The organism is Idiomarina sp. PL1-037, from assembly GCF_034422975.1.
Classification (GTDB): domain Bacteria; phylum Pseudomonadota; class Gammaproteobacteria; order Enterobacterales; family Alteromonadaceae; genus Idiomarina.
This window is the reverse complement of the sequence record NZ_CP139873.1, coordinates 362,362-386,525: the sequence shown is the minus strand read 5'-3', so window position 1 is coordinate 386,525 and position 24,164 is coordinate 362,362. Positions and strand designations below refer to the sequence as shown.

Sequence of the window (24,164 nt, the reverse complement as noted above, 5' to 3'; positions counted from 1 at the left end):
TCTTAGTTCTGTTCTAGCTCGATATTGATGCCCAGCGAGCGGATTTCTTTCAACAATACGTTGAAAGATTCCGGCATGCCCGCTTCCATCTGCAAGTTGTTGTCGACAATGTTTTTGTACATCTTCGTACGACCGTTCACGTCGTCCGACTTAACTGTCAACATTTCTTGCAAGGTATAAGCCGCACCATATGCTTCCAATGCCCAGACCTCCATCTCACCGAAGCGCTGACCACCAAACTGAGCTTTACCGCCCAGTGGTTGTTGAGTAACCAAGCTGTACGAGCCAGTTGAACGTGCGTGCATCTTATCGTCAACCAAGTGGTTCAATTTGAGCATGTACATGTAACCAACAGTTACGTCACGTTCGAATTTATCACCAGTACGACCGTCGAATAAACGAATCTGACCTGACTCCGGTATATCTGCAAGTTTCAACAGTGCTTTAATTTCTTCTTCAATTGCACCATCAAATACCGGAGTAGCAGTCGGTAGACCAGCTTTCAAGTTACCAGCTAAGCGCATCACCTCGTCGTCAGTGAACTCAGTAATGTCTACTTTCTGACGGCTTTCGCCCAAGTCGTACACTTGCTGTAAAAAGTCGCGTAATTCAGAGATAGCACGTTGCTGTTTCAGCATTTTTTCGATCTTGCTACCAATACCGCGAGCCGCCATACCTAAGTGCGTTTCCAGGATCTGACCGATATTCATCCGCGAAGGTACACCCAGCGGGTTCAATACGATATCGACCGGGTTCCCTTCATCATCGTGTGGCATATCTTCCACAGGAATGATGGTTGAGATAACACCTTTGTTACCGTGACGGCCAGCCAGTTTATCACCAGGCTGAATACTGCGACGTACAGCTAAGTAGACCTTAACGATTTTTAGAACACCCGGCGCTAAATCGTCGCCTTGAGTGATCTTGCGTCGCTTAGTCTCAAATTTGGTATCAAAGTCATCACGAATTTGCTGATACTGTTCAGCAATTTGCTCTAATTGAGCTTGTGCGTCTTCGCTGCCTAAATCCTGAGTCAACCAGCTTGTACGATCAACGCTCGCCAGCTTCGCTTCGTCAAAGCCATTGCTTAACAACAAGTTGCGAGCCCGGTTATAAATACCTTCTTCAAGAATCTTGAATTCTTCTGTCAGGTCTTTCTTAACCTTAGCCAGCTGCATCTCTTCAATCGCTACCGCGCGCTTATCTTTTTCTACGCCGTCACGAGTGAATACTTGTACGTCAATAACCGTACCGTTAACACCATTTGGTACACGCAGAGAGCTGTCTTTTACGTCAGACGCTTTCTCACCAAAAATAGCTCGCAAGAGTTTCTCTTCAGGCGTTAGCTGCGTTTCACCTTTAGGCGTTACTTTACCAACCAGAATATCGCCGCCGTTAACTTCCGCACCAACGTAAACAACACCGGATTCGTCCAGCTTACCTAATGCAGACTCGCCAACGTTTGGAATATCAGAGCTGATTTCCTCGGCACCTAACTTGGTATCGCGGGCAACACAGTTTAATTCTTGAATATGGATGGTTGTCATTCGATCTTCTTGCGCTACGCGCTCAGAAATCAGAATCGAATCCTCAAAGTTATAACCATTCCAAGGCATGAAAGCCACACGCATGTTCTGACCCAGCGCTAATTCACCTAAGTCAGTTGACGGGCCATCAGCTAAAACGTCACCGCGTGTTACAGGTTCACCTGGGTTCACGGTTGGCTTTTGGTTGATACAGGTGTTCTGGTTAGAACGCGTGTATTTAGTCAGGTTATAAATGTCGATGCCCGCTTCACCGGGAACCATCTCTTCTTCGTTAACCTTAACCACGATACGACTGGCGTCTACGTAATCGACTACACCACCACGCTTAGCAACAACGGTAACACCGGAGTCAACTGCGATAGTGCGTTCGATACCAGTGCCAACCAGCGGCTTATCAGCACGCAATGTTGGTACGGCCTGACGTTGCATGTTCGAGCCCATCAAGGCACGGTTAGCATCATCGTGTTCAAGGAACGGGATCATACTTGCTGCGATAGAAACGATTTGCTGAGGTGCAACGTCCATGTACTGGACCTGCTCTTTACTCATCAGCGTAAATTCGTTTTTATGACGGCACGGTACTAAGTCTTCTGTCAATTCGCCTTTATCGTTCAGCCCTACGTTCGCCTGTGCGATAACGTAGTTGCCTTCTTCGATTGCCGACAAATAATCAACGTCGTCTGTAACAGAACCGTTCTCAATACGACGATAAGGCGTTTCTAAGAAGCCATATTCATTCGTACGTGAGAAAGTCGACAGCGAGTTGATTAGACCGATGTTCGGGCCTTCCGGCGTTTCGATTGGACACAAACGACCATAGTGCGTTGGGTGTACGTCACGAACTTCGAAACCGGCACGTTCACGAGTCAAACCACCGGGACCTAAAGCAGAGATACGACGTTTGTGCGTCACTTCTGACAATGGGTTGTTTTGATCCATGAATTGCGACAGCTGGCTTGAGCCAAAGAACTCTTTAACCGCAGCACTAATTGGCTTCGCGTTAATTAGGTCTTGAGGCATGGTGTTGTCTAAGTCACCCAGCGACAAGCGTTCTTTTACTGCGCGCTCTACACGTACCAAACCGACACGGAATTGGTTTTCTGCCATTTCGCCGACTGAACGTATACGACGGTTACCCAAGTGGTCAATGTCATCAACTTCATCTAAACCGTTACGGATTTCGATAAGCTTTTTCATGACTTCGACGATGTCTTCTCTGGACAACGTATTATCACCGCTTAAGTCTTCACGACCCAAACGACGATTAAACTTCATGCGACCAACGGTTGATAAATCATAACGTTCTTCGCTGAAGAACAAGTTATCAAATAAGGTTTCAGCAGCTTCGCGTGTTGGCGGCTCACCCGGACGCATCATACGATAGATTTCAACCAAAGCCTCTAAGCGGTTATTGCTTGAATCAACGCGTAAGGTCTCGCTCATGTATGGACCGTGGTCCAAATCGTTAACGAACAGCGTTTCAATTTTCTTGATGCCCGCTTCGCTAAGTTCGGCGATAAGCTCGAGTGTCAGCACATCATTCGCGTGACCAACCACTTCGCCAGTTTTCTTATTCGCGTAGTCTTTCGCTAATACTTTTCCGACCATGTATTCTGCCGGCACTTCCATCTCTTTTATGTCCAGTTGCTCCAACTGGCGGATGTGACGTGCGGTAATACGACGGCCTTTTTCGACCAGTACTTCGCCTTCGGCACCTTTGATGTCAAACTTGGCGGTTTCGCCACGCAGACGCTCAGGAACCAACTGCATTTTCACCTTAGTTTTAAGGATTTCAAAGTACGTTGTGTCGAAGAACATATCGAGAATTTCTTCGGTGCTGTATTCCAGAGCACGAAGAATAATGGACGCCGGTAATTTACGGCGACGGTCGATACGTACAAAAACGTTGTCTTTAGGATCAAATTCAAAATCCAACCAAGAGCCACGGTAAGGAATAACACGCGCGTTATACAGGACTTTACCTGACGAGTGAGATTTACCTTTGTCGTGATCAAAGAACACACCAGGTGAACGGTGGAGCTGAGAAACGATAACTCGCTCTGTGCCATTGATAACGAAGGTTCCGTTTTCTGTCATTAACGGAATTTCGCCCATGTACACTTCTTGTTCTTTAATGTCTTTAACTGTACCGGCAGCTGCTTCTTTATCAAACAGCACCAGACGCAGTTTCACACGCAATGGTGCTGAGTAGGTAATGCCCCGGATCTGACATTCTTCAACGTCAAACGCCGGCTCACCCATGTGATAACTGACGTACTGTAGTTCCGCAGTACCAGAATAACTGGCAATGGGAAAGACCGAACGAAAAGCCGCTTCCAGACCATTATTGGCTTCTGGATCGACTTCAATAAATTTCTTAAATGAATCAAGCTGCATAGACAGCAAATAAGGAACTTCTAAGACCTGAGGTCGTTTACCGAAATCCTTACGAATACGTTTTTTTTCAGAGTAGGAGTACGCCATGGGGTTCCTCAGCTAGCTGATTGATGACCCTAACCAACGAGTGGTTCGATGGTTAAAAACAGATGAATCTTTTATCTGTCGATCCCGTTGTTATCTTTTTTCGCTAATCTGTATCCAACGTCGGGCAAAATGATACAAGCGATACAGCGCAAAAGGGCTGGTGGTTAATCAACCACCAGCCCAAGGCCTAAAAGGCCATATGTCGTACAAAAGTTAAATTACTTAACTTCAACTTCCGCACCAGCTTCTTCAAGCTGCTTTTTCAGCTCTTCAGCTTCGTCTTTGCTTACACCTTCTTTGACTGCTACTGGTGCAGACTCAACCATAGCTTTAGCTTCTTTCAAGCCAAGGCCAGTTGCGCCGCGAACAGCTTTGATAGCGGAAACTTTGTTTGCGCCAGCTGCTTTCAGTACTACGTCAAATTCAGTTTGTTCTTCAGCTGCTTCTTCGCCACCTGCTGCTGGAGCAGCTACTGCTACTGCTGCAGATGCGTCAACGCCGAATTTCTCTTCAGCTGCTTCGATCAATTCAACCAGTTCCATTACTGGCATTTCAGCGATCGCGTTTAAGATGTCGTCTTTAGTCAGAGCCATTACTCTAAACTCCTGGGTTTATAATTACAAAAAATGGTTAAAAAACCAACGTATTATTTAGCGTCTTTAATTGCTGCCAACGTTCTAACGAACTTGCTAGGTACTTCGTTAACTGTTTTAACGAATTTGCTAACCGGTTCTTTGAAGGTGGCGAGCAATTTAGCCAGTGCTTCGTCACGAGTCGGAAGTGAAGCAACTGCGTCCAATTTTTCTGGACCCATAATGCCGTTACCGATTGACAGAGCTGTCACTTGCAAGTTCTTGTTTTCTTTTGAGAAGTCTTTGAACAAGCGAGCTGAAGCGCCCGGTGCGTCCATAGAAAACCCATAAACAAGAGGTCCTTTAAGTGCATCACCCATGTCGTCAAACTGTGTGCCTTCAAAAGCGCGTTTTGCCAGTGTATTTCGTACAACTTTAACGAAAATACCCTGCTCACGAGCTTTCTTACGCAGCGCAGTCATATCGGCTACTTCGATGCCTCGATATTCAGCAACGGTGACGGCTAGCGCATTTGAAGCAACGTCGTTAACTTCCTTAACGATGGCTTTCTTTCCGGCTAAACCAATTGCCACTGATATCACCTCGTTTTCAATTTGGGACCGAAGTCCCTCGTTACAATTAGGTGGGATTAAACCCACCGCGTTGTCACGGTGATTCTCTACCCAGAGAGCCTGAGTCGGATATCACCATCTGCGTAGGAAATTAAGTGCCACTACTCAATCTTCTGAGATTCTCGCGGTACACCTACGGTCTTGGACGGGAGCCTTGTTTTGTTGCACATTAGCAACTCCACGGCAGCTCCAACCCATAAACCATTACATTAACCGAACTGATGCGAATTAAACCGCTGCTACAGTTGCCTGATCAATGCTCACACCAGCGCCCATTGTTGTAGACAGGCTAATGCGTTTTACATAAACACCTTTAGCTGAAGAAGGCTTAGCTTTCTTAAGAGCCGCCAACAAAGCTTCAAGGTTTTCTTTCAAGTTGTCGTTATCGAAGTCAACCCGGCCGATTGTCGCGTGAACAATACCGTTTTTGTCATTACGATAACGAACCTGACCAGCTTTAGCATTTTTAACTGCTGTTGCTACGTCTGGAGTTACTGTCCCCGTTTTAGGGTTAGGCATCAGACCACGTGGACCTAAGATTTGACCTAATTGACCAACAACACGCATTGCGTCAGGTGATGCTACGACTACGTCGAAGTTCATTTCACCTTTCTTAACTTGTTCTGCCAAGTCTTCCATACCAACGATGTCTGCGCCGGCTTCTTTCGCCTTTTCTGCATTGTCGCCTGAGGTAAATACAGCAACACGAACATCGCGACCAGTACCGTTTGGCAGCACAGTAGCGCCGCGAACGTTTTGGTCAGATTTACGAGCATCAATGCCTAAGTTTACTGCGACATCAACACTTTCTGTGAATTTTGCTGTTGCTAACTCTTTTAACAGAGTAATAGCTTCATTCACATCGTAATCGCGGGCTTCAACTTTCTCTGCGATCATACGAGCGCGTTTTGTTAATTTAGCCATTGATTAGCCCTCCACGTTCAAGCCCATCGCGCGAGCAGAGCCGGCGATAGTGCGTACAGCTGCGTCCATATCGGCAGCAGTCAGGTCTGGTTCTTTTGTTTTCGCAATTTCTTCTAACTGCGCGCGAGTGACCGTACCAACTTTTTTGGTGTTCGGCTCGCCTGAACCACTTTTGATACCAGCCGCTTTCTTCAATAAGAAAGACGCAGGAGGCGTTTTGGTAATAAATGTGAATGAACGGTCTTCGAATACTGTAATTTCGACAGGAACCGGTGCGCCTTTTTCTAAGCTGTCGGTCTGTGCGTTGAACGCTTTACAGAATTCCATGATGTTCACACCGTGCTGACCCAATGCAGGACCAACGGGCGGTGACGGGTTAGCTGAACCAGCAGCTACCTGTAATTTGATAATGGCCGATACTTTCTTCGCCATGGTAATTACCTCTGTTGTGGGTTTAACGCCTCGTAACTTTTCAGAGGAAAGTTACTCCAACGGCTTCCCGTGAAAAAAGGACGCGAATTATAAGTGACTTCACGCCATAGATCAATCTTTCTGTTGGTGCTTTTTTGATCAGGCTTTTTCTATCTGACCAAATTCAAGCTCAACCGGTGTCGCCCTGCCGAAGATAGAAACCGATACAGTGACCCGGCTCTTCTCGTAATCCACTTCTTCAACCGTACCGTTGAAGTCAGCGAAAGGACCGTCGTTAACACGTACAACTTCGCCCGGCTCAAATAAGGTTTTAGGTTTGGGCTTGTCCGCTGAGTCTTGTAGACGATCCAAAATGGCATCGGCTTCTTTCTTTGAAATTGGTGTAGGACGGTCGCTACTACCACCAATGAAGCCAAGCACCCGAGGTACGCTCTTAATCAAGTGCCAGGCGTCTTCGTCCATATCCATTTCGACTAAAACATAGCCCGGAAAGAATTTACGTTCACTTTTACGACGAACGCCGCCGCGCATTTCTACAACTTCTTCTTTAGGTACGAGAATCTCACCAAATTTATCTTCCATACCGTGCATTCTGATATGTTCTTTCAGGGACTCAGAAACTCGTGCCTCGTAACCGGAAAAAGCTTGTACTACGTACCAACGTTTCTTATCGCTCATGGTTAAATCTCCAACCCGGTTAAGAAGCCAACGACACGTACCAGGATGCCGTCAAGGCCCCAGAGAATAAGTGCTACTATAACGGTCGCAACAACAACGATAAGCGTTGTTTGAGTCGCTTCCTGACGCGATGGCCAGACAACCTTTCGAACTTCGGTACGGCTTTCTTTCGCAAACGACAAAAAGGTTCTTCCTTTCGTAGTCGTACTAGCAAAGAAACCTGCTAAGGCAACTAAAAAAACCACAGCAATAGCACGGTATAAGACCGACACTTCTTCTGTGTAATAATGATTACCGCCAATAGCAACAACTAAAAGGGCGATTGCGATTATCCATTTCAAACTGTTCAACGAACTGCTTTGCGTCTCGTTATTTGCGCTCATTCTTTAATCCTAGTTGCGACCGGTCTTCGCTTTGAATCAATAAAATCTGGCAGGGGCGGAGGGATTCGAACCCCCAACCGTCGGTTTTGGAGACCGCTGTTCTACCAATTGGAACTACGCCCCTAAATTTTCCTACCCTACAATCGGTGCAGGATTGGACGCGGTATTATACCTATTATGCTTTTTGACGCAAGTCCAGCCTCGCCCTTATCCACCCTATCAGGCATAAAAAAAGCCCGGCGAAAGCCGGGCTCTTAAAATCAAGCGGACTGCTTAGTCCATGATTTTTGATACAACGCCTGCACCTACGGTACGGCCACCCTCACGGATAGCGAAACGCAGACCTTCATCCATTGCGATTGGAGCAATCAAATCAACAACAAATTTCAGGTTATCACCAGGCATAACCATTTCTACGCCTTCTGGCAATTCTACGGCACCCGTTACGTCCGTTGTACGGAAGTAAAACTGTGGACGGTAGCCTTTAAAGAATGGCGTATGACGGCCACCTTCGTCTTTGCTCAGTACGTAAACTTCCGCTTCGAACTTGGTATGCGGAGTAATTGTACCTGGCTTCGCCAATACCTGGCCACGCTCTACGTCGTCACGCTTGGTACCACGCAACAAGGCACCAATGTTCTCACCTGCACGACCTTCGTCAAGCAGTTTACGGAACATCTCAACACCCGTTACGGTTGTCTTGGTGGTGTCTTTCATACCAACGATTTCACACTCGTCGCCTGTACGCACGATACCGCGCTCTACACGACCTGTGACTACGGTACCACGACCTGAAATCGAGAATACGTCTTCGATTGGCATGATGAACGGCTTATCGATGTCACGCTCTGGCTCTGGAATGTAGTTATCCAGTGCGTCAGCTAATTCAACAATTTTCTTGCTGAACTCTTCGTCGCCTTCCAGCGCTTTCAGTGCTGAGCCCTGAACTACCGGCAGGTCGTCGCCCGGGAAGTCATATTCTGACAACAGTTCACGAACTTCCATTTCTACCAGCTCTAACAGCTCTTCGTCGTCTACCATGTCACATTTGTTCATGAATACAACGATGTAAGGAACGCCTACCTGACGTGAAAGCAGAATGTGCTCACGAGTCTGTGGCATTGGGCCGTCAGTTGCCGCTACTACTAAGATTGCGCCGTCCATCTGCGCTGCACCAGTGATCATGTTTTTTACATAGTCAGCGTGCCCTGGGCAGTCTACGTGTGCGTAGTGACGAGTTGGCGTGTCATACTCAACGTGTGACGTTGAAATGGTAATGCCACGCTCTTTCTCTTCTGGCGCGTTATCGATGGCTGCGAAGTCTTTCGCCGCACCACCATAAACTTTTGCCAAAACAGTTGTGATAGCAGCAGTTAGTGTTGTTTTACCGTGGTCAACGTGACCGATGGTGCCGACGTTTACGTGCGGCTTCGAACGTTCAAATTTTTCTTTAGACATTGCAGCCTCTCTAACAAAATTCTTCGGTGTGTTACCTAAGCTAAAAAGCATGACCGAGGTTTATTAGGGGCCTAGATTGAAATGGTGCTGATAGGCGGATTCGAACCGCCGACCTCACCCTTACCAAGGGTGCGCTCTACCAACTGAGCTATATCAGCACTGACGGAATGTGGAGCGGGTGGCGGGAATCGAACCCGCGTCATCAGCTTGGAAGGCTGAGGTAATAGCCACTATACGACACCCGCAAATTCACAATTTTATGAGGCCACTTCAAAACCAAGGAAATTGCGTGGTGGAGGGGGCAGGATTCGAACCTGCGAAGGCTGAGCCGTCAGATTTACAGTCTGATCCCTTTGGCCACTCGGGAACCCCTCCCGTGTCTTGCAATTTAAATTGGTGCCGGCACCAAGAGTCGAACTCGGGACCTACTGATTACAAGTCAGTTGCTCTACCAACTGAGCTATGCCGGCACCACCGGTTAGGTGGAGCGCATTCTATGGTACTAGATTTGATAGTGCAATAGGTGCGCGTAATTTTTTTAACTTTTTTGTTCTGACTGGTCAGTTTTTATCTACATCGAATAAAAACTGACCTTATTTTAGGGATCTACAGTACTTTTTCTTACTGCCCAAATGGGTGACGTAAAACAATGGTTTCTTTACGATCAGGCCCTGTCGAAATAATATCTACCGGCACACCCGTTAACGCTTCAATGCGGGCAATATAAGCTAAAGCTTCTGGCGGCAACTCTTTATGCTCCGTTATGCCAACAGTGCTTTGTTGCCAGCCCGGCATTGTTTCATAAATAGGCTCTACCACTTCATAGTCTTCCGCAGAAAGCGGCGGATGCTCTGTCACACTGCCGTCGGAAAGCTGATAACCAATACAAATCTTTAATTCGTCAAGACCGTCTAGTACATCTAACTTCGTTAAGCAGAAGCCACTGATAGAGTTGATTTGTACTGCCCGTCGCATTGCTACAGCGTCTATCCAGCCGGTACGACGTTTACGACCGGTCGTTGCACCAAACTCATGGCCTTTTTCACCTAAATGCTGGCCCACTTCGCAATCAAGTTCAGTCGGGAAGGGTCCACTGCCTACGCGAGTAGTGTAGGCTTTGACAATGCCTAACACATAATCAATATAACGAGGACCAAAGCCAGCTCCTGTCGCAACGCCGCCAGCCGTTGTATTGGAAGAGGTCACATAAGGGTAAGTACCATGGTCGATATCCAGCAAGGTACCCTGCGCACCTTCAAACATGATTGATTCACCATTTTTACGTGCTTTATCGAGTAAGGCAGGTACATCAATTACCATAGGTTTCAATACTTCCGCGAACTCTTCACATTGCTTAAGTACGGTGTCGAAATCAATTGCGTCGGCTTTGTAGTATTCAACTAAAGAAAAGTTATGATAATCCACCAGCTCTTTTAGTTTTTCGCCAAAGCGCTTCATATCAAATAAGTCACCAACGCGCAGACCGCGACGGGCAACTTTGTCTTCATACGCAGGACCAATGCCACGCCCCGTTGTACCAATGGCTTCTTTACCGCGCGCACGTTCACGTGCCTGGTCAAGAGCTACATGGAATGGCAGAATTAATGGACAAGCTTTACTGATACGCAAACGGTCAACAACTGGAACATTTCGTGCTTCCAGCATTGCCATTTCTTCCATCAGTGCTTCGGGTGATAAAACCACGCCGTTGCCAATAACGCATTGAACATTTTTGCGTAGAATACCGGAAGGAATTAAATGCAGAACGGTTTTTTCACCGTCAATAACCAATGTGTGCCCAGCATTATGTCCGCCCTGATACCGCACAACCATAGTGGCTTTATCGGTTAACAGGTCAACAATTTTACCTTTGCCTTCGTCACCCCATTGGGTGCCTAGAATTACAACGTTCTGACTCATGATTGCCCCGCGTAAAAAAAATCGGAGCGATCTTACCTTTAATCGGAGGGTTTGTACATCGGAGGTGAGCGCCTGATGGAAACATCAGACGCTCATTCATGATTACTCTTCAGTTTTTCCCATCATATTTTGTAAATAACGGAAAAAGTCACTGTTCGCATCAAGTACTAACATATCATTGCCAGAGCCAAAGGAACTGCCATAAGCTTCCATGCTGCGAATAAATGCAAAGAACTCTGCATCTTTCTGATAAGCATCAGCGTAGATTTTCGCTGCCTGCGCATCCCCTTCACCACGTAATTCACGTGACTGACGTTTTGCATCAGCAAGCATTACCGTTACACGCGCGTCGACATCGGCACGAATAAACTCAGCCTGCTCTTTACCTTCAGAACGGTGTTCTGTGGCCACAGCTTTACGCTCTGCACGCATACGTTGATAAATCGACTGACTGACTTCATTCGGTAAGTTAATTTGCATAACACGAACATCCAGCACTTCAACACCTAAATCTGAAGCACTTTCTGATCCTTGTATTAACGCTTCACGCATTAACTCATCACGCTCACCAGAAACAATGTCAGAAATAGTCCGGTTACCAAACTCGCTACGCAAACCACTATTAATACGACGAGTTAGCAGAGCTTCAGCCTGGAGGTAGTTACCGCCATTTGTACTCAGATAGAAAGTAGAAAAGTCGTTAATACGCCACATAACGTAAGTATCAACTATCAAATCTTTCTTTTCACTGGTAACGAAACGGTCAGGATCGCCATCTAAAGTCTGCAGACGTGCATCCAGTCTTTTCACTTGTTCAATGAAAGGAATTTTAAGGTGTAAACCTGGTTCGAAAACCATAGCTTCACCGGTTTCTGCGTTGCGCTCAACCTTACCGAACTGGATTAAGATAGCGCGTTCGCCTTCCTTAACCACATAAACGGAGGAAAGACCCAGAACGACCAGGACCACAACAATAATTGCGATTAGGTTTTTCATTAGTTTCGACCTCCGCTACGGTTACTGCTGCGCGTATTTTGTGTCTCTGTTCCGCTGTTGGAGGAACCACCTGAAACATTTTCAGGAACACGCGCCGGAGAGAATGTATTCGTATTACGACCTTGCTTTTCGAGAAGCTTCTCTAGTGGCAAGTACATCATGTTGTTACCACCTTCAACATCAACCAGTACTTTAGGCGTTTTCGCATAAAGCTCCTGCAGAGTATCAAGATAAATACGCTGACGTGTGACCTCAGGTGCGTTTTCATATTGAGGCAGCAGCTCTTCAAATCGAGCAACTTCACCCTGAGCTTCAAGAATAATTTGCTCGCGATAAGCTTGCGCTTCCTGCAGCATACGACGTACCTGGCCTCGTGCCAACGGTTCTACTTCGCGGGCATAAGCTTCAGCTTCTCTAATGAAACGCTCTTCATCTTCCTGTGCTGAAATAGCGTCATCGAAGGCATCTTTAACCGCTTCCGGTGGTCGCGCTGGCAGCAAGTTAATATCAACCACTTGCAAACCAACTGAGTAAGGGTTCATCGTTTTTTCAAGCATTTCCAGCGTATTTGCTCTGACTTCTTCACGCCCACGAGTCAATACTTCATCCATGGTAGTGTGACCCACCACAAAACGTAAAGCACTGTCAGTGGCTCGTGATAAAACACCGTCGGCATTTTCTACGTTAAACAAGTACGCACGCGGATCAACAACACGATATTGAACATCCAATTCAACACGAACTACGTTCTCATCCTGAGTCAGCATGTAGCCATCGGTTTTATCTGAGCGGATATTATTTACGTCCACATGTTCTACTGAGTCAATAAATACCGGGCGCCAATGCAACCCCGACTCAACCAGTGAATGAAACTGACCGAAACGCAGTACAACACCGCGGTCTGCTTCTTTTACTGTGTAGAAACCAGCAATAAACCAAACAATTAATGCAATAATTGCGATAATGCCGACGCCTTTTGCCGGGATACCTGAACTGCCGCCCGAGCCGCCGCCTTTTTTCCCACCAAAACCGAATTTGGAAAACAGTTTGCGAACTGCTTCATCTAGATCAGGCGGCCCTTGATCTTTGCCACCTTGATTTTTCCATGGGTCACGGTCATTGTTATTACCGTTTCCCGGTTGATTCCAAGCCATTGAGTGCTCCAAGTTTTTAAGAAAACTGTTGCTATAAAAAATTCTATTGCTGCACGACTAAGTCGTCCAGTTGATCGCCATAAGCCTTGTGTAAACGCTGCCAGTCTACCGATGACATACGCACTTGCAACGCAAGTTCGCCGTTTTCGTTAACATCTTCCGATGTCACGCTATTCCAACGGTATAATGTACCACGTAATTTACCCATTGAGTGGGGGATTTTCAGCGTCAACTCGACCATTTGCGGGCCAAGTATCTGTCGTAAAGCCTCCAGCACTTCTTCAATGCCAAGATTTTGTTGCGCTGAAACCCAGACCCTTATTGGCTTTTGGTTATCATCGTAGTCAATTCGGGGTTCCGCACCCTCCACTTGATCTATTTTATTACAAATAATCAACTGTGGTACATCGCCAGCATCAATTTCTTCCAAAACCTCAGCAACCTGATCAATATTATTTTGCTGATGTTCGTCGCTGACATCAACCACATGTAACAATAAGTCGGCTTCCTGAGTCTCCTGAAGCGTTGCCTTAAACGCTGCAACCAAGTCATGAGGTAAGTGACGAATAAAACCAACGGTATCGGCCAGAATAACTTCGCCAATATCTTCTACGGCGAGGTTTCTCAGGGTCGGATCAAGTGTTGCGAATAGCTGATCCGCCGCATAAACCCCAGCTTCAGTCAGGCGATTAAACAACGTTGACTTACCTGCGTTGGTATAACCCACCAGCGACACTGTAGGAATGTCCGCTTTTTTACGAGCCCGACGCCCCTGCTCCCGCTGTTTCTGGACTTTTTCGAGACGTTTTAAGATATTTTTAATACGCCCCCGAATTAAGCGTCTGTCGGTCTCAAGCTGAGTTTCACCCGGCCCACGTAAACCAATACCACCTTTTTGTCTCTCAAGGTGAGTCCAGCCTCGTACCAAGCGTGTCGAGATATGACGCAGCTGTGCTAATTCAACCTGCAACTTACCTTCGTGGGTTCGTGCCCGCTGCGCAAAAATGTCCAGAATAAGACCCGTACGGTCTAACACCCGACATTTGCAAATGGCTTCTAGATTCCGCTCTTGCGTTGGTGATAACGCATGATTAAAGATAACAATGTTAGCGTCCAGAAGTTTTACCTGCTCGGCAATTTCTTCTGCCTTACCACTACCAACAAAGTACCTGGGGGTTGGGGAGCTCCGACTTGTCGTCATCACTCCCATCGTTTTCACGCCCGAAGAATCAGCTAAAAGTTGTAATTCGGAGAGATCTTCTCGGTCAACTTCTGCGGGTAAATCCACATGAACCAATATTGCGTAGTCGCCACCTTCATACCTATCGAACAAGTTGTTCAGACCTCTCTTTCATCATTAATCTTCTATTTCAGCCATATCTTCGCCAGCTTGTTGCGGCAAATAGTTTTGAGGAATACGCGCTGGTACAACTGTTGAAATTGCATGCTTGTACACCATTTGGCTAACCGTATTCTTTAATAAGACAACGAATTGATCAAAAGACTCAATTTGTCCCTGCAGTTTAATGCCATTAACTAAGTAAATAGATACTGGTATGCGCTCACGACGTAACGCATTTAAGAATGGGTCTTGTAAAGTTTGCCCCTTAGCCATCTTGGATTCCTTTTTATCGTTATTAATATCCAATGTGTAAATAGTAAGCCACAGCACTGCCAATTTGCAGTTCCCTGTAAAGACACACTAGACCAGTAAAGAATTTTTGCAATAAGAAAAACGTTAAGAATTACTCATTTAATCCAGATTTGGATCTGCGGCCTTAGTCATCTAATTTCAATCCTTACTATTAAAAATCTCTGCAGGCTGCTGCATCGCCTTTGTGACTTTCGCCTGCATATTAAGGTCGCCGGTCTCCAGCCAGTGCACTCCAGGCCAACCCCGCAGCCAGGTCATTTGTCTTTTCGCTAACTGCCGGGTAGCAATAATTCCGCGCTCACGCATTTCATCGTAGCTTAGTTCTCCGGCGAGATGCTGCCACATTTGCCGATACCCAACACTGCGTATGGACGGAAGGTCCGGATGCAAATCGGGTCTGGCAAACAAGGTTTCAACTTCTTCTTTAAAAGGTTGCGCCAACATTTGGTCAAAACGCTGCTCGATACGCTGATGTAAAACTTTCCGTTCAATTGGCGCTACCGCAAACTGATAAATGGGTTTAGTTAACTGACCATGACGCTCCCTGGTGAGTTCCGTCAGAGGTTTACCCGAAATTTCATAAACCTCTAAAGCTCGCAGAATTCGCTGAGGATCATTTCGATGAATACGTTTTGCGCTTGTGGGGTCAACCTTGTGCAGCCGATTGTGCAATTCAGCTAAACCTTTCTCATGCAGTTCGGCGGTCAACTTCTCACGTACGCTGGTATCAGACTCGGGCAAATGGGAAAGTCCTTCAAGTAATGCCTTGAAGTACAGCATGGTTCCGCCAACCAGCAAAGGCACCTTGCCTCGTTGCTGAATATCATCGATTAAAGTCAAAGCGTCTTTTTGGAAATCGGCCGCCGAGTAAGTTTCAGCAGGGTCGCGAATGTCCAGTAAGTGATGAGGAACTAAGCTTTGCTCTTCAGCGCTGGGTTTCGCGGTACCAATATCCATTCCCCGATAAATTAACGCAGAGTCGACAGAAATAATCTCGCAGTCCAGTTGCTCACAAAGCGCCAGCGACAACGCGGTTTTCCCTGAAGCTGTTGGCCCATAAATGGCAATAACGGCGTCCTTGCTATACATTATTCTCTCCGGGTAACGGCAACTTTTGAAACGCGTCGGTGCTTTCAGCCAATTGCGAACGCCACTGAATAAGCCAGTGCTCTGCCTGAGTCAGAGTGTACGACTCAAGGCCTGCAAACTGTGCCAACCAACGAGCCAGTTGGTCAGGTTCTGCTCTTTCACTCAGTAATGTTAAGAAATCCGTAAAACCACTCACCACATTGCCCTGACGTAACATTTCCGGCATTTGCTCAATAATTACCTGCTCACGCTGAATTTTATACACCACACCGCATTGGTTTAATTGCTGCTGCGGCCACTGACTTGCAGGCCCGGGCAGATCCGCCAGACTGATTGCCACAGGCACCAGTAAGGGCTGCCCGTTCAGCCCATCCTGCAATTGCTGAGTAAGTTTTCTGCTAACACATTCAGTGTGAACTTTGGCCAGATTAAGCCAGGCCAGACTGTCCTCATTCCGAATAAGGGCATAAACACCATTAAACACAGACAGTACACGCCAGTTTTGTGTCGCTTTTAACTTTGTCTCTGGCTCCGTGTTTAGCTTCGTGCCAGTATTACTATGATGGACCTGGGCAGCATTTGGCAACAACGAACCCGATGCTTTTCTCTCGCCAAGGAAGCTCCCACCTGACGCCCCCCGACAGGAGCCCGACGTGGCCCCTGATGACCGTTCTTGCGAGCTGTAAGAATGCTGGTGACTCATCACAGGTTGTTCGCTTTCTGTGGCAACCAGCTGGTTTAAAGCCTGTTCAATGCGGGTCAGAATAAAGTCATGCACTTGTCGCTGTCGGTGAAACCGAACTTCATGCTTTGCCGGATGCACATTCACATCAACTTCTTCTGCGGGAAGTTCAAAGTAAAGTACGAAAGTCGGTACCCGCTCGTTCGGCAAATATTTTTCATAGGCCTGACGTACCGCATGCGATAACAATTTATCGCGCATCATTCGGCCGTTGACAAAAAAGTGCTGAATATCCCCCTGATGCCGGCAATGCTCCGGCGGGACTAACCAGCCACTTAAATGGAAGTCACCATCAACAGCGTCAATTGCTGAAGCCTGCTCAGCAAATCCACCGCCGCAAATTTTCGCCAACCGTTGTAACTCCTGTTTTTCAGTCTGAGCAGGAGGAAACGCTCTTACCGATTTACCGTTGTGATTAAGCTGGAAGCCAATTTCAAAACGGCTAAGCGCAATCCGCTTTATAACATCATCTATGTGACTAAATTCCGTTTTTTCTGTGCGCAAAAACTTACGCCTGGCTGGCGTATTAAAGAAGAGATCCTGTATATCGACGGTAGTGCCGTCCGGATGCGCAGCTGGCTCAACAGTCACCTGCATGTCGCGACCTTCGGCCCACGCCTGCCAGGCCTCTTCCTGCTCTGGCGGCTTGGATATTAAGCGTAATCGCGACACTGAACTGATACTGGCCAAGGCTTCGCCCCGAAACCCCAAGCTACCAATGCGCTCTAAATCTTCCAGACTCTGAATTTTACTGGTGGCGTGCCGGCTCAGTGCCAGTGTCAGTTCCTGCTTAACAATACCACCGCCGTTATCACGAATTCGGATACGCTTGCTACCGCCCTGCTCAATATCCAGAATTAATTGCGTAGCCCCGGCGTCTAAAGCGTTCTCGACCAGCTCTTTCACCACCGACGAAGGGCGCTCAACCACTTCGCCCGCAGCAATTTGGTTAGCGAGTTCTATAGGCAATTGTTGAATAGCCATCAGCGACTCGGAATCGTCAGTTTCTGACCAATTTTCAGACTGTTGCTGGTCAATTTATTTTCAGATTTTATGGCTTTCACTGTGGTGTTATATCGCTGTGCCAGTACCGACAGAGAATCGCCCGACTTCACTGTGTAGCTAAAGTTGCTTTGGTTTGCCAGGTAGGTGTTATCTATTGGGTTACTAACAAAATAACGGCGAATACCATTATAAAGAGCCCGCGCCAGCTTTTGCTGATGAGCATTACTGGTTAACAGCTGCTCTTCACGCGGGTTTGAAATGAACCCGGTTTCCACCAACAAAGAAGGTTTATCTGGTGACTTCAAGACCGCTAGACTCGCCGCCTGGGGGGTCTTTTTATGCATTTTAGTTATCGTCGACATTTCATCGATAATATGCTTTGCCGCCGTGTAAGCTCCTGCGATGGAGCTGTCCATTGACATGTCTAACAACGTTTCAGCTAAATAAGGTTCATGCCCATTCTTACTTAGAATATCGGTGACCCCACCAAGCAACTCAGATTGCTGCTCCCGATTTTCTAACCAGCGACCCACTTCGGATTCTGCCCGGCGTTTTGATAAAACCCAAACCGATCCTCCACTGGGCTGAGGTGTTCGAAAAGCGTCTGCATGAATCGAAACAAAAAAGTCGGCTTTGGCGTCCCAGGCTTTTTGCGGTCGTTCGTTAAGGCCAACATAATAGTCTCCGGTTCGAATCAAATAAGCCTGCATCCCCGGGTCGTCGTTAATTAACTTAGCCAGGGCACGGGCAATACGAATAACAACGTGTTTTTCGTAGGTTCCGCGCGGACCAATGGAACCTGGATCATCGCCGCCATGCCCGGCATCAATAGCCACTGTCACGCGTCTGTCTTTTAATTCAGAAACGGATTTAGCCGGCCCGCTACGCTCAATAGACTTACCAGGTAAGTCAACGACCAGTCGGTCTTTATATGACTCATTAGCCGGCAAGGTAAAAAGGTTAGCGTCGCTTTTGGAGTCCAGCTCAATAACAATACGGGTACTGTTAGCGTTTTTAGGTGAGCTTGTGCGAATTTTATCGACCAGCAGCGAGTCTTCACCCAAGTTCTCCAAACCAGTTTTTAACGAAGTATTGTTAAAATCAATAACCAGTCGGTAAGGTTTTTGCTGATATAGAGTAAAGTAAGAATAGTCGGGAGTATCCGACAAGTCGAAAACCACCCGCGTTTTATCCGGAGATGGCCACACACGCACACTGTCTACACTGTTGTCGGCCCATGCCCACAAAGGAGCACAGGCAAACAAAAACACCCAAAATCGCTTCATCATAATGTTTTAATTATTTTTTTTCCGGCATCTGTTAGCGCACTGAAAGTGAGTTTACGACCCGTACCAGCATACTCGATTCTTATCTCAATGTCCGCACTGGGAAGCCAACCATAGCCTTTATCAGGCCACTCTATAAAGTTTAACGTATCTTCAGAAAAATAATCGCGAATTCCCATAAATTCGAGCTCTTCCGGATCGGCCAGTCGATATAAATCGAAATGATGAATACGCCAGCCTTGCAACTGGTAGGGCTCGACAAGAGTATAAGTCGGACTTTTCACCGCCCCTGAATGCCCAAGAGCCTGAATAACACCGCGACAAAACGCCGTTTTACCGGCACCTAACTCACCTTGCAGGTAAACCACTAAAGGGGCCTGTAAAGCTTGTGAAAATTTCTTCGCCAGCGCTAACGTTTCCTCTTCGTCAGCCAGTTCACATTGGTGTACCTCAGTCATCATCGCTTCCATATCCATTCACCAACTGTCGTATATAAGGCAACAGATCCGAAGCTAAGGTTCCCCTCTCGCCATCTTTTCCTGCCTCTTCGCCCGCTATAGCATGCCATAGGCTACCCGCAATCAGCGCTTGTGCCGGAGCCATTCTTTGTGCCAGCAAACCCGCGATCAGTCCGGTTAACAGGTCGCCCATACCGCCGGACGCCATTGCCGGAGAACCTCGGTCAATCAAACACCGTCCTCTGTCAGTTACCAACAAAGACCCCGCACCTTTCAATAATATCTGTGCACCGTATTTTTCGCGCAGCTTTGTTGCCGCAGCAAAACGGTCCGACGCGACTTCATCGGTCGTCATTTGCAGTAACCGTGCAGCTTCACCAGGGTGTGGCGTCAGTAATAACTTGGACGAACGCAGAGGGTTGCTTGCTAACAGGTTTAGACCGTCGGCATCAATAACTTTCAGCACATCGGTTTCCATCACCTGCGAAAAAAGCGCCTGACTCCAGGAGCTTTGCCCCAACCCGGGCCCTAGAGCAACAGCAGAAGCTTCTCGCAGCAGTGGCTTAAGAGCATCGGTATCTGTTATGCCATGCACCATAGCTTCTGGCTGCGCGGCCGCAACTATGCTCTGCACCTGAGGATGACACGCCACGGACACTTTACCGGCTCCCGCACGCAACGCCGACTGCATTGCCAATATCACGGCTCCGGACATGCCCGGCTGGCCACCGACAATTAGCACATGCCCTTGTTCACCTTTATGAGTGCAGCGTGAGCGCGGTGCTAGCCAGCCGCCAACCCGCCCTGCATTAACTCTGAACCAGTCGGCTTCGTTTTGCTGTTTAAACGTGCTGCCAATACCTAAATCTTCAAGTTTTAGCTCACCCGTATGCTCTTGAGCTTTTCCGGTAAGCAACCCGCGCTTTAACGCCACAAGGCTGACAGTCAAATGAGCTCGAACCGCCGCTCCGGGCACGTGGCCCGTATCTGCATCTACTCCCGACGGCACATCCACTGACACCACCGGCGTCCTGCTGCCATTCACTCGCTGCACCCAGCTTACCGGGTCGCCCTCAAGTGCACGGTTCAAGCCGAGACCAAATAAAGCATCAACCAACACATCAAATTGCTCAGGCGAGCAATCCAACAAGGGCTTTTCACTTCCGCCTTGTTCACGCCACGCAGCGCGGGCTTTGTGTGCGTCAGACTCCATTGGTTCCGGCAAGTCAATGTTGGGTTTAAGCGCAAAAACTTGCACCTGGTAGCCCGCTTTCTGAGCCAGCCTGGCGACAATATAGCCATCGCCCCCGTTATTCCCTTCACCACAACAAACCGCAATGCGAGCCGGTGCCGGAAAGTACGACTGCATCTGATGAAAAACGGCTTTTCCTGCTGCCGACATCAGTTGCGTCATGTTCATTGAACAGGCTTCAGCGGCTTTCTGTTCGCCCTGCTGTACTTGCTCAACGCGATAAAGACAGTTGATATAACGGCTGCCGTTGGTGTCTGTCATAATGGCTCCCTACAATTTGTTTAGTCTGGCTTAAATACCCCAATGACCTGATCAAACTGACGCTGGCTACCACCACCCTGCTCTTTAGGTTCACTAAACCGGTGCTTACATTGCACGCACTCAACTTGTTCGGTATCGTTTTCGATAAAGAGCATGAGTGTGTCCATGGCATCACATTTGGGGCAAACGGCCCCGGCAATAAATCGCTTCTTTTCTCTAGCCACAACAGCTCCTGTGTTAGAATTGTGAGCAGAACGCGTCTATGATACCGCAGCTGAACAGCTGTACAAAATGAAGAGTAGTTTATGATCCGTGCTGAAGCTATCACCTTATTGCGTGGCGGTGATGTTTTATTTGAAGACAGTGACTTACAAGTATTCCCTGGACACCGCGTTGGCTTAGTGGGCCGTAATGGCTGCGGCAAGTCCTCGCTATTTGCCATGCTGCGTGGTGAGCTGAGTGCCGACAGCGGTAATATTCACCTGCCGGCAGACTGGCGCATTGCCAGCGTAGCCCAGGACACTCCGGCACTGGATAAGTCTGCTATCGACTACGTAATGGACGGCGATACCGAGTTTCGGCAGCTGGAAGCGCAACTCGCGCAGGCCGAAAGCGATAACAACGGCGAAGCCATTGCCCACTGTCACGACAAGTTGGCTTCCATCGGGGCCTATGATATTCAGCCCAGAACCGCCAGCCTAATGGCCGGTCTTGGGTTTACTCAGGAACAACTGCAACAGCCGGTAAAAGCCTTTTCCGGTGGTTGGCGTATGCGGCTTAACCTGGCACAGGTACTCATAGCCCGCGCCGACTTAATGCTGTTGGATGAGCCAACCAACCATTTGGACGTTGATGCCATTTTCTGGCTGGAAAGCTGGCTAAAACAATACGACGGAACGCTTTTGTTGATATCGCACGACCGGGATTTTCTCGACTCGGTCACCACCGACATTACTCATATAGAGCACAAAAAACTGAACAGCTACCGCGGCAACTACTCTTTATTTGAGCGGCAGCGCGCCGAACACATCGCTCAGCAACAAAGTGAATACGAAAAAGCTCAGGTTATGCGTCAGCACTTGCAGGCTTACGTCGACCGTTTCCGCTATAAAGCCAGCAAAGCAAAACAGGCGCAAAGTCGTTTAAAGGCTATTGAGAAGCTGCCTAATCAGGCACCATTGCGCGCTGAGAGTGGCATCGACTTTCATTTTTTAACACCTGAAAAGCTGCCTAATCCGCTGCTGACGCTGCGCGACGCCAAAGCCGGCTACGGTGACACCACCATTCTCGAAAAAATTAAGTTAAACCTGGTGCCCGGCACCCGGTTGGGCTTACTTGGCCGAAACGGCGCCGGTAAATCGACACTGATTAAACTGCTGGCGGGTGAATTGGAACCGATGGCAGGTGAGCGATTGGTTAACCCGGGTCTCAGCATTGGTTATTTCGCCCAGCATCAGCTGGAAACTCTGGACTTAGCGGCATCGGCTCTATTGCACTTGCAGCGCATTGATAAACAAGCGACTGAACAAAAGCTGCGTGACTTTCTAGGTAACTTTGGATTTTCCGGTGATCAGGCCACCCGCTCGGTTGAGCCCATGTCTGGCGGTGAAAAAGCGCGTCTGGCTTTAGCTCTCATTATCTATCAACGTCCTAATTTACTCTTGCTGGATGAGCCAACCAACCACCTGGATCTCGGTTTACGGGACGCACTGGTTGCAGCTTTGCAAGAGTATGAAGGCGCGCTAATTGTGGTTTCGCACGACAGACATTTGCTGCGTACCACAGTAGATGAGTTTTGCCTGGTTGCCGACGGCAAAGCAGAGACCTTCGACGGTGATTTAGATGCCTACCACGACTGGTTGCAGCTACAGGCCGCTAACGACAAACGCAGCGAGCAACCCGCTACCCGCCAGCGCGATGATCGCAAGCAGCAAAAACGAAAAGAAGCCGAGGTACGACAAAAAACCAAGCCTTTACGTCAGCAAATAGAGAAGGCAGAAAAGACGATTCATTCTCTGGAACTGAAGCTAGCCGATATTCACGAGCGACTGAGTGACAGCAGCCTGTATGACGATGCCAATAAAGCCAAATTACAAAAACTATTAGACCAGCAGGCGCAAGCGCAAAAAGACCTGCAACAACAAGAAAACCTCTGGATGACAGCAGAAGAAGAGCTGGCAGAATTAACCGAAGAGTTGCAGCAAACGGAGGATAAATGATTATTCCGTGGCAGGAAATTGATCAGGAAACACTAAACAATTTAATGGAATCTATTGTACTGCGCGAAGGAACCGATTACGGCAGTCAAGAGCTCAGTTTCGAAACAAAAGTCGAGCAACTGAAGCAACGTCTGAAGTCCGGCGAAGCCGTTATTGTTTACTCTGAACTGCACGAAAGTGTCGATGTGGTCAACAAAGACAGCGTTACCGGAAACGAGCCTGACGGGCAATGAAGATCTCTTCCCAAGGTACTCTTTGGTCACCCAGAACTAAAAAGTTAGGATTCAGTAAGCTAACCGTGCGGTTGTAGGTAATAGGTTCAAAGTTCTCATTCACTATGCAACCGCCAGCTTCTCCAACAATGACTTGAGATGCGGCGGTATCCCATTCGCCGGTAGGTCCCAGCCGTAAAAAGCAATCGGCTTTCCCTTCGGCAATAAAACAGGCTTTCAGTGAACAGCTACCCGCTGGCAATGACTGAATATCACGCTTTGTCTGCAAGCGGTTAAACACAGGCTCTCGTGCCTGCTGACGACTAATGGCAATAACAATAGGGTCAGCTTGTGGGTCTCTAAACTTGCGCACGCTTATGCTCTGCTTTTCGTTCTCTTTCTGTTTAAAAGCGCCGACTCCTTTTTGGGCATAGTAAAGCGTTTCACCGACCGGCCAGAAAATAACGCCAATGACAGGCTCGTTGTTTTCTACATAAGCAATGTTGACCGCAAAGTCCCCGGAGCGGGAAATAAACTCTTGAGTACCGTCTATCGGGTCAATAATAAAATAGGCCTGCCATTGACGGCGCTCATTATAGTCCTGATGTTCGCTTTCTTCAGAAATAACCGGAATATCAGGGAATGACTGCTTGAGTCGATCTTCTATTAGCTCGCTGGCAACAAGATCTGCGGTCGTTACTGGAGAGTCGTCTTTTTTCTCGGCCGTTTTATAGTCGTGCCGCTCATACATTGACAAGATAACGCCACCTGCTTCGCAGGCTATCTCTTTCAATCTCTCCAGCATT

22 protein-coding genes and 5 tRNA genes are annotated in these 24,164 nt (G+C 47.8%); 2 read left to right on the top strand and 25 right to left on the bottom strand.

Annotated elements, in window-relative coordinates; genetic code table 11:
• Positions 1-2: 2 nt before the first annotated feature.
• From rpoB to U0358_RS01735, 24 genes are all read right to left on the bottom strand, one after another.
• Complete coding sequence (rpoB, locus tag U0358_RS01850; RefSeq protein ID WP_322406831.1) at positions 3-4,031, bottom strand: DNA-directed RNA polymerase subunit beta; 4,029 nt, start codon at positions 4,029-4,031, stop codon at positions 3-5.
• Between the two features lie 218 nt (positions 4,032-4,249).
• Positions 4,250-4,624, bottom strand: coding sequence for a 50S ribosomal protein L7/L12 (gene rplL / locus U0358_RS01845; protein ID WP_317498815.1), 375 nt, complete (start codon positions 4,622-4,624; stop codon positions 4,250-4,252).
• Between the two features lie 53 nt (positions 4,625-4,677).
• Positions 4,678-5,196, bottom strand: a complete 519-nt coding sequence (rplJ, locus tag U0358_RS01840; RefSeq protein ID WP_011233605.1) for a 50S ribosomal protein L10 — start codon at positions 5,194-5,196, stop codon at positions 4,678-4,680.
• Positions 5,197-5,463: 267 nt separating this feature from the next.
• Positions 5,464-6,159, bottom strand: coding sequence for a 50S ribosomal protein L1 (rplA, locus tag U0358_RS01835; RefSeq protein ID WP_317498814.1), 696 nt, complete (start codon positions 6,157-6,159; stop codon positions 5,464-5,466).
• A gap of 3 nt (positions 6,160-6,162) precedes the next feature.
• Entirely contained in the window at positions 6,163-6,591 is a 429-nt protein-coding gene (rplK, locus tag U0358_RS01830; RefSeq protein WP_011233603.1) for a 50S ribosomal protein L11, read from the bottom strand.
• Between the two features lie 138 nt (positions 6,592-6,729).
• Positions 6,730-7,269, bottom strand: a complete 540-nt coding sequence (gene nusG, locus U0358_RS01825) for a transcription termination/antitermination protein NusG (protein ID WP_317498813.1) — start codon at positions 7,267-7,269, stop codon at positions 6,730-6,732.
• 2 nt (positions 7,270-7,271) lie between these two features.
• Positions 7,272-7,652, bottom strand: coding sequence for a preprotein translocase subunit SecE (gene secE / locus U0358_RS01820; protein ID WP_317498812.1), 381 nt, complete (start codon positions 7,650-7,652; stop codon positions 7,272-7,274).
• A gap of 47 nt (positions 7,653-7,699) precedes the next feature.
• Positions 7,700-7,776 (bottom strand) — tRNA-Trp (locus U0358_RS01815).
• A gap of 149 nt (positions 7,777-7,925) precedes the next feature.
• A complete protein-coding gene (gene tuf / locus U0358_RS01810) occupies positions 7,926-9,110 on the bottom strand; it encodes an elongation factor Tu (protein WP_317498843.1) in 1,185 nt (394 codons plus the stop codon).
• Between the two features lie 82 nt (positions 9,111-9,192).
• Positions 9,193-9,268 (bottom strand) — tRNA-Thr (locus U0358_RS01805).
• A gap of 12 nt (positions 9,269-9,280) precedes the next feature.
• A tRNA-Gly gene (locus U0358_RS01800) sits at positions 9,281-9,355 on the bottom strand.
• Positions 9,356-9,400: 45 nt separating this feature from the next.
• Positions 9,401-9,485, bottom strand: a tRNA-Tyr gene (locus tag U0358_RS01795).
• 19 nt (positions 9,486-9,504) lie between these two features.
• A tRNA-Thr gene (locus U0358_RS01790) sits at positions 9,505-9,580 on the bottom strand.
• A 151-nt stretch (positions 9,581-9,731) separates the two neighbouring features.
• Complete coding sequence (locus tag U0358_RS01785) at positions 9,732-11,030, bottom strand: adenylosuccinate synthase (RefSeq protein ID WP_317498787.1); 1,299 nt, start codon at positions 11,028-11,030, stop codon at positions 9,732-9,734.
• Between the two features lie 102 nt (positions 11,031-11,132).
• Entirely contained in the window at positions 11,133-12,026 is an 894-nt protein-coding gene (hflC, locus tag U0358_RS01780; protein ID WP_317498786.1) for a protease modulator HflC, read from the bottom strand.
• Complete coding sequence (gene hflK / locus U0358_RS01775) at positions 12,026-13,180, bottom strand: FtsH protease activity modulator HflK (protein WP_317498785.1); 1,155 nt, start codon at positions 13,178-13,180, stop codon at positions 12,026-12,028. Before hflK ends, hflC begins: the two co-directional genes overlap by 1 nt.
• 43 nt (positions 13,181-13,223) lie before the next feature.
• The gene (hflX, locus tag U0358_RS01770; protein WP_317498784.1) at positions 13,224-14,513 is read right to left on the bottom strand and encodes a ribosome rescue GTPase HflX; all 1,290 of its coding nucleotides are present in this window, start codon (positions 14,511-14,513) and stop codon (positions 13,224-13,226) included.
• A gap of 24 nt (positions 14,514-14,537) precedes the next feature.
• Complete coding sequence (gene hfq, locus U0358_RS01765) at positions 14,538-14,795, bottom strand: RNA chaperone Hfq (protein ID WP_011233595.1); 258 nt, start codon at positions 14,793-14,795, stop codon at positions 14,538-14,540.
• A 177-nt stretch (positions 14,796-14,972) separates the two neighbouring features.
• Positions 14,973-15,923: a tRNA (adenosine(37)-N6)-dimethylallyltransferase MiaA gene (gene miaA, locus U0358_RS01760; RefSeq protein WP_322406829.1), complete on the bottom strand. Its 951-nt coding sequence runs from the start codon at positions 15,921-15,923 to the stop codon at positions 14,973-14,975.
• Positions 15,916-17,649, bottom strand: a complete 1,734-nt coding sequence (mutL, locus tag U0358_RS01755; RefSeq protein ID WP_322406828.1) for a DNA mismatch repair endonuclease MutL — start codon at positions 17,647-17,649, stop codon at positions 15,916-15,918. Before mutL ends, miaA begins: the two co-directional genes overlap by 8 nt.
• The gene (locus U0358_RS01750) at positions 17,649-18,959 is read right to left on the bottom strand and encodes an N-acetylmuramoyl-L-alanine amidase (protein ID WP_322406827.1); all 1,311 of its coding nucleotides are present in this window, start codon (positions 18,957-18,959) and stop codon (positions 17,649-17,651) included. Before U0358_RS01750 ends, mutL begins: the two co-directional genes overlap by 1 nt.
• Positions 18,956-19,414 (bottom strand): tRNA (adenosine(37)-N6)-threonylcarbamoyltransferase complex ATPase subunit type 1 TsaE, encoded by a 459-nt coding sequence (gene tsaE, locus U0358_RS01745; RefSeq protein ID WP_322407446.1) that lies wholly within the window; start codon positions 19,412-19,414, stop codon positions 18,956-18,958. Before tsaE ends, U0358_RS01750 begins: the two co-directional genes overlap by 4 nt.
• Positions 19,407-20,927, bottom strand: a complete 1,521-nt coding sequence (locus tag U0358_RS01740; protein ID WP_322406826.1) for an NAD(P)H-hydrate dehydratase — start codon at positions 20,925-20,927, stop codon at positions 19,407-19,409. The genes tsaE and U0358_RS01740 overlap by 8 nt, the downstream gene beginning before the upstream one ends.
• 20 nt (positions 20,928-20,947) lie before the next feature.
• On the bottom strand, positions 20,948-21,151 hold the full coding sequence (locus U0358_RS01735) for a YheV family putative zinc ribbon protein (RefSeq protein WP_011233589.1): 204 nt from the start codon (positions 21,149-21,151) through the stop codon (positions 20,948-20,950).
• A gap of 81 nt (positions 21,152-21,232) precedes the next feature.
• On the opposite strand from U0358_RS01735, the gene U0358_RS01730 reads away from it, so the two are divergent.
• Together U0358_RS01730 and U0358_RS01725 are read left to right on the top strand one after the other, a co-directional pair.
• A complete protein-coding gene (locus U0358_RS01730; RefSeq protein ID WP_322406824.1) occupies positions 21,233-23,146 on the top strand; it encodes an ATP-binding cassette domain-containing protein in 1,914 nt (637 codons plus the stop codon).
• Positions 23,143-23,379, top strand: coding sequence for a YheU family protein (locus tag U0358_RS01725; RefSeq protein ID WP_011233587.1), 237 nt, complete (start codon positions 23,143-23,145; stop codon positions 23,377-23,379). The genes U0358_RS01730 and U0358_RS01725 overlap by 4 nt, the downstream gene beginning before the upstream one ends.
• On the opposite strand, the gene cysQ is transcribed toward U0358_RS01725, so the two are convergent.
• Positions 23,351-24,163 carry a 3'(2'),5'-bisphosphate nucleotidase CysQ gene (gene cysQ, locus U0358_RS01720; protein WP_322407445.1) on the bottom strand — a complete coding sequence of 271 codons (813 nt, stop codon included), beginning with the start codon at positions 24,161-24,163 and terminating at the stop codon, positions 23,351-23,353. The two genes, U0358_RS01725 and cysQ, sit on opposite strands and share 29 nt — an antisense overlap.
• Position 24,164 lies beyond the last annotated feature (1 nt).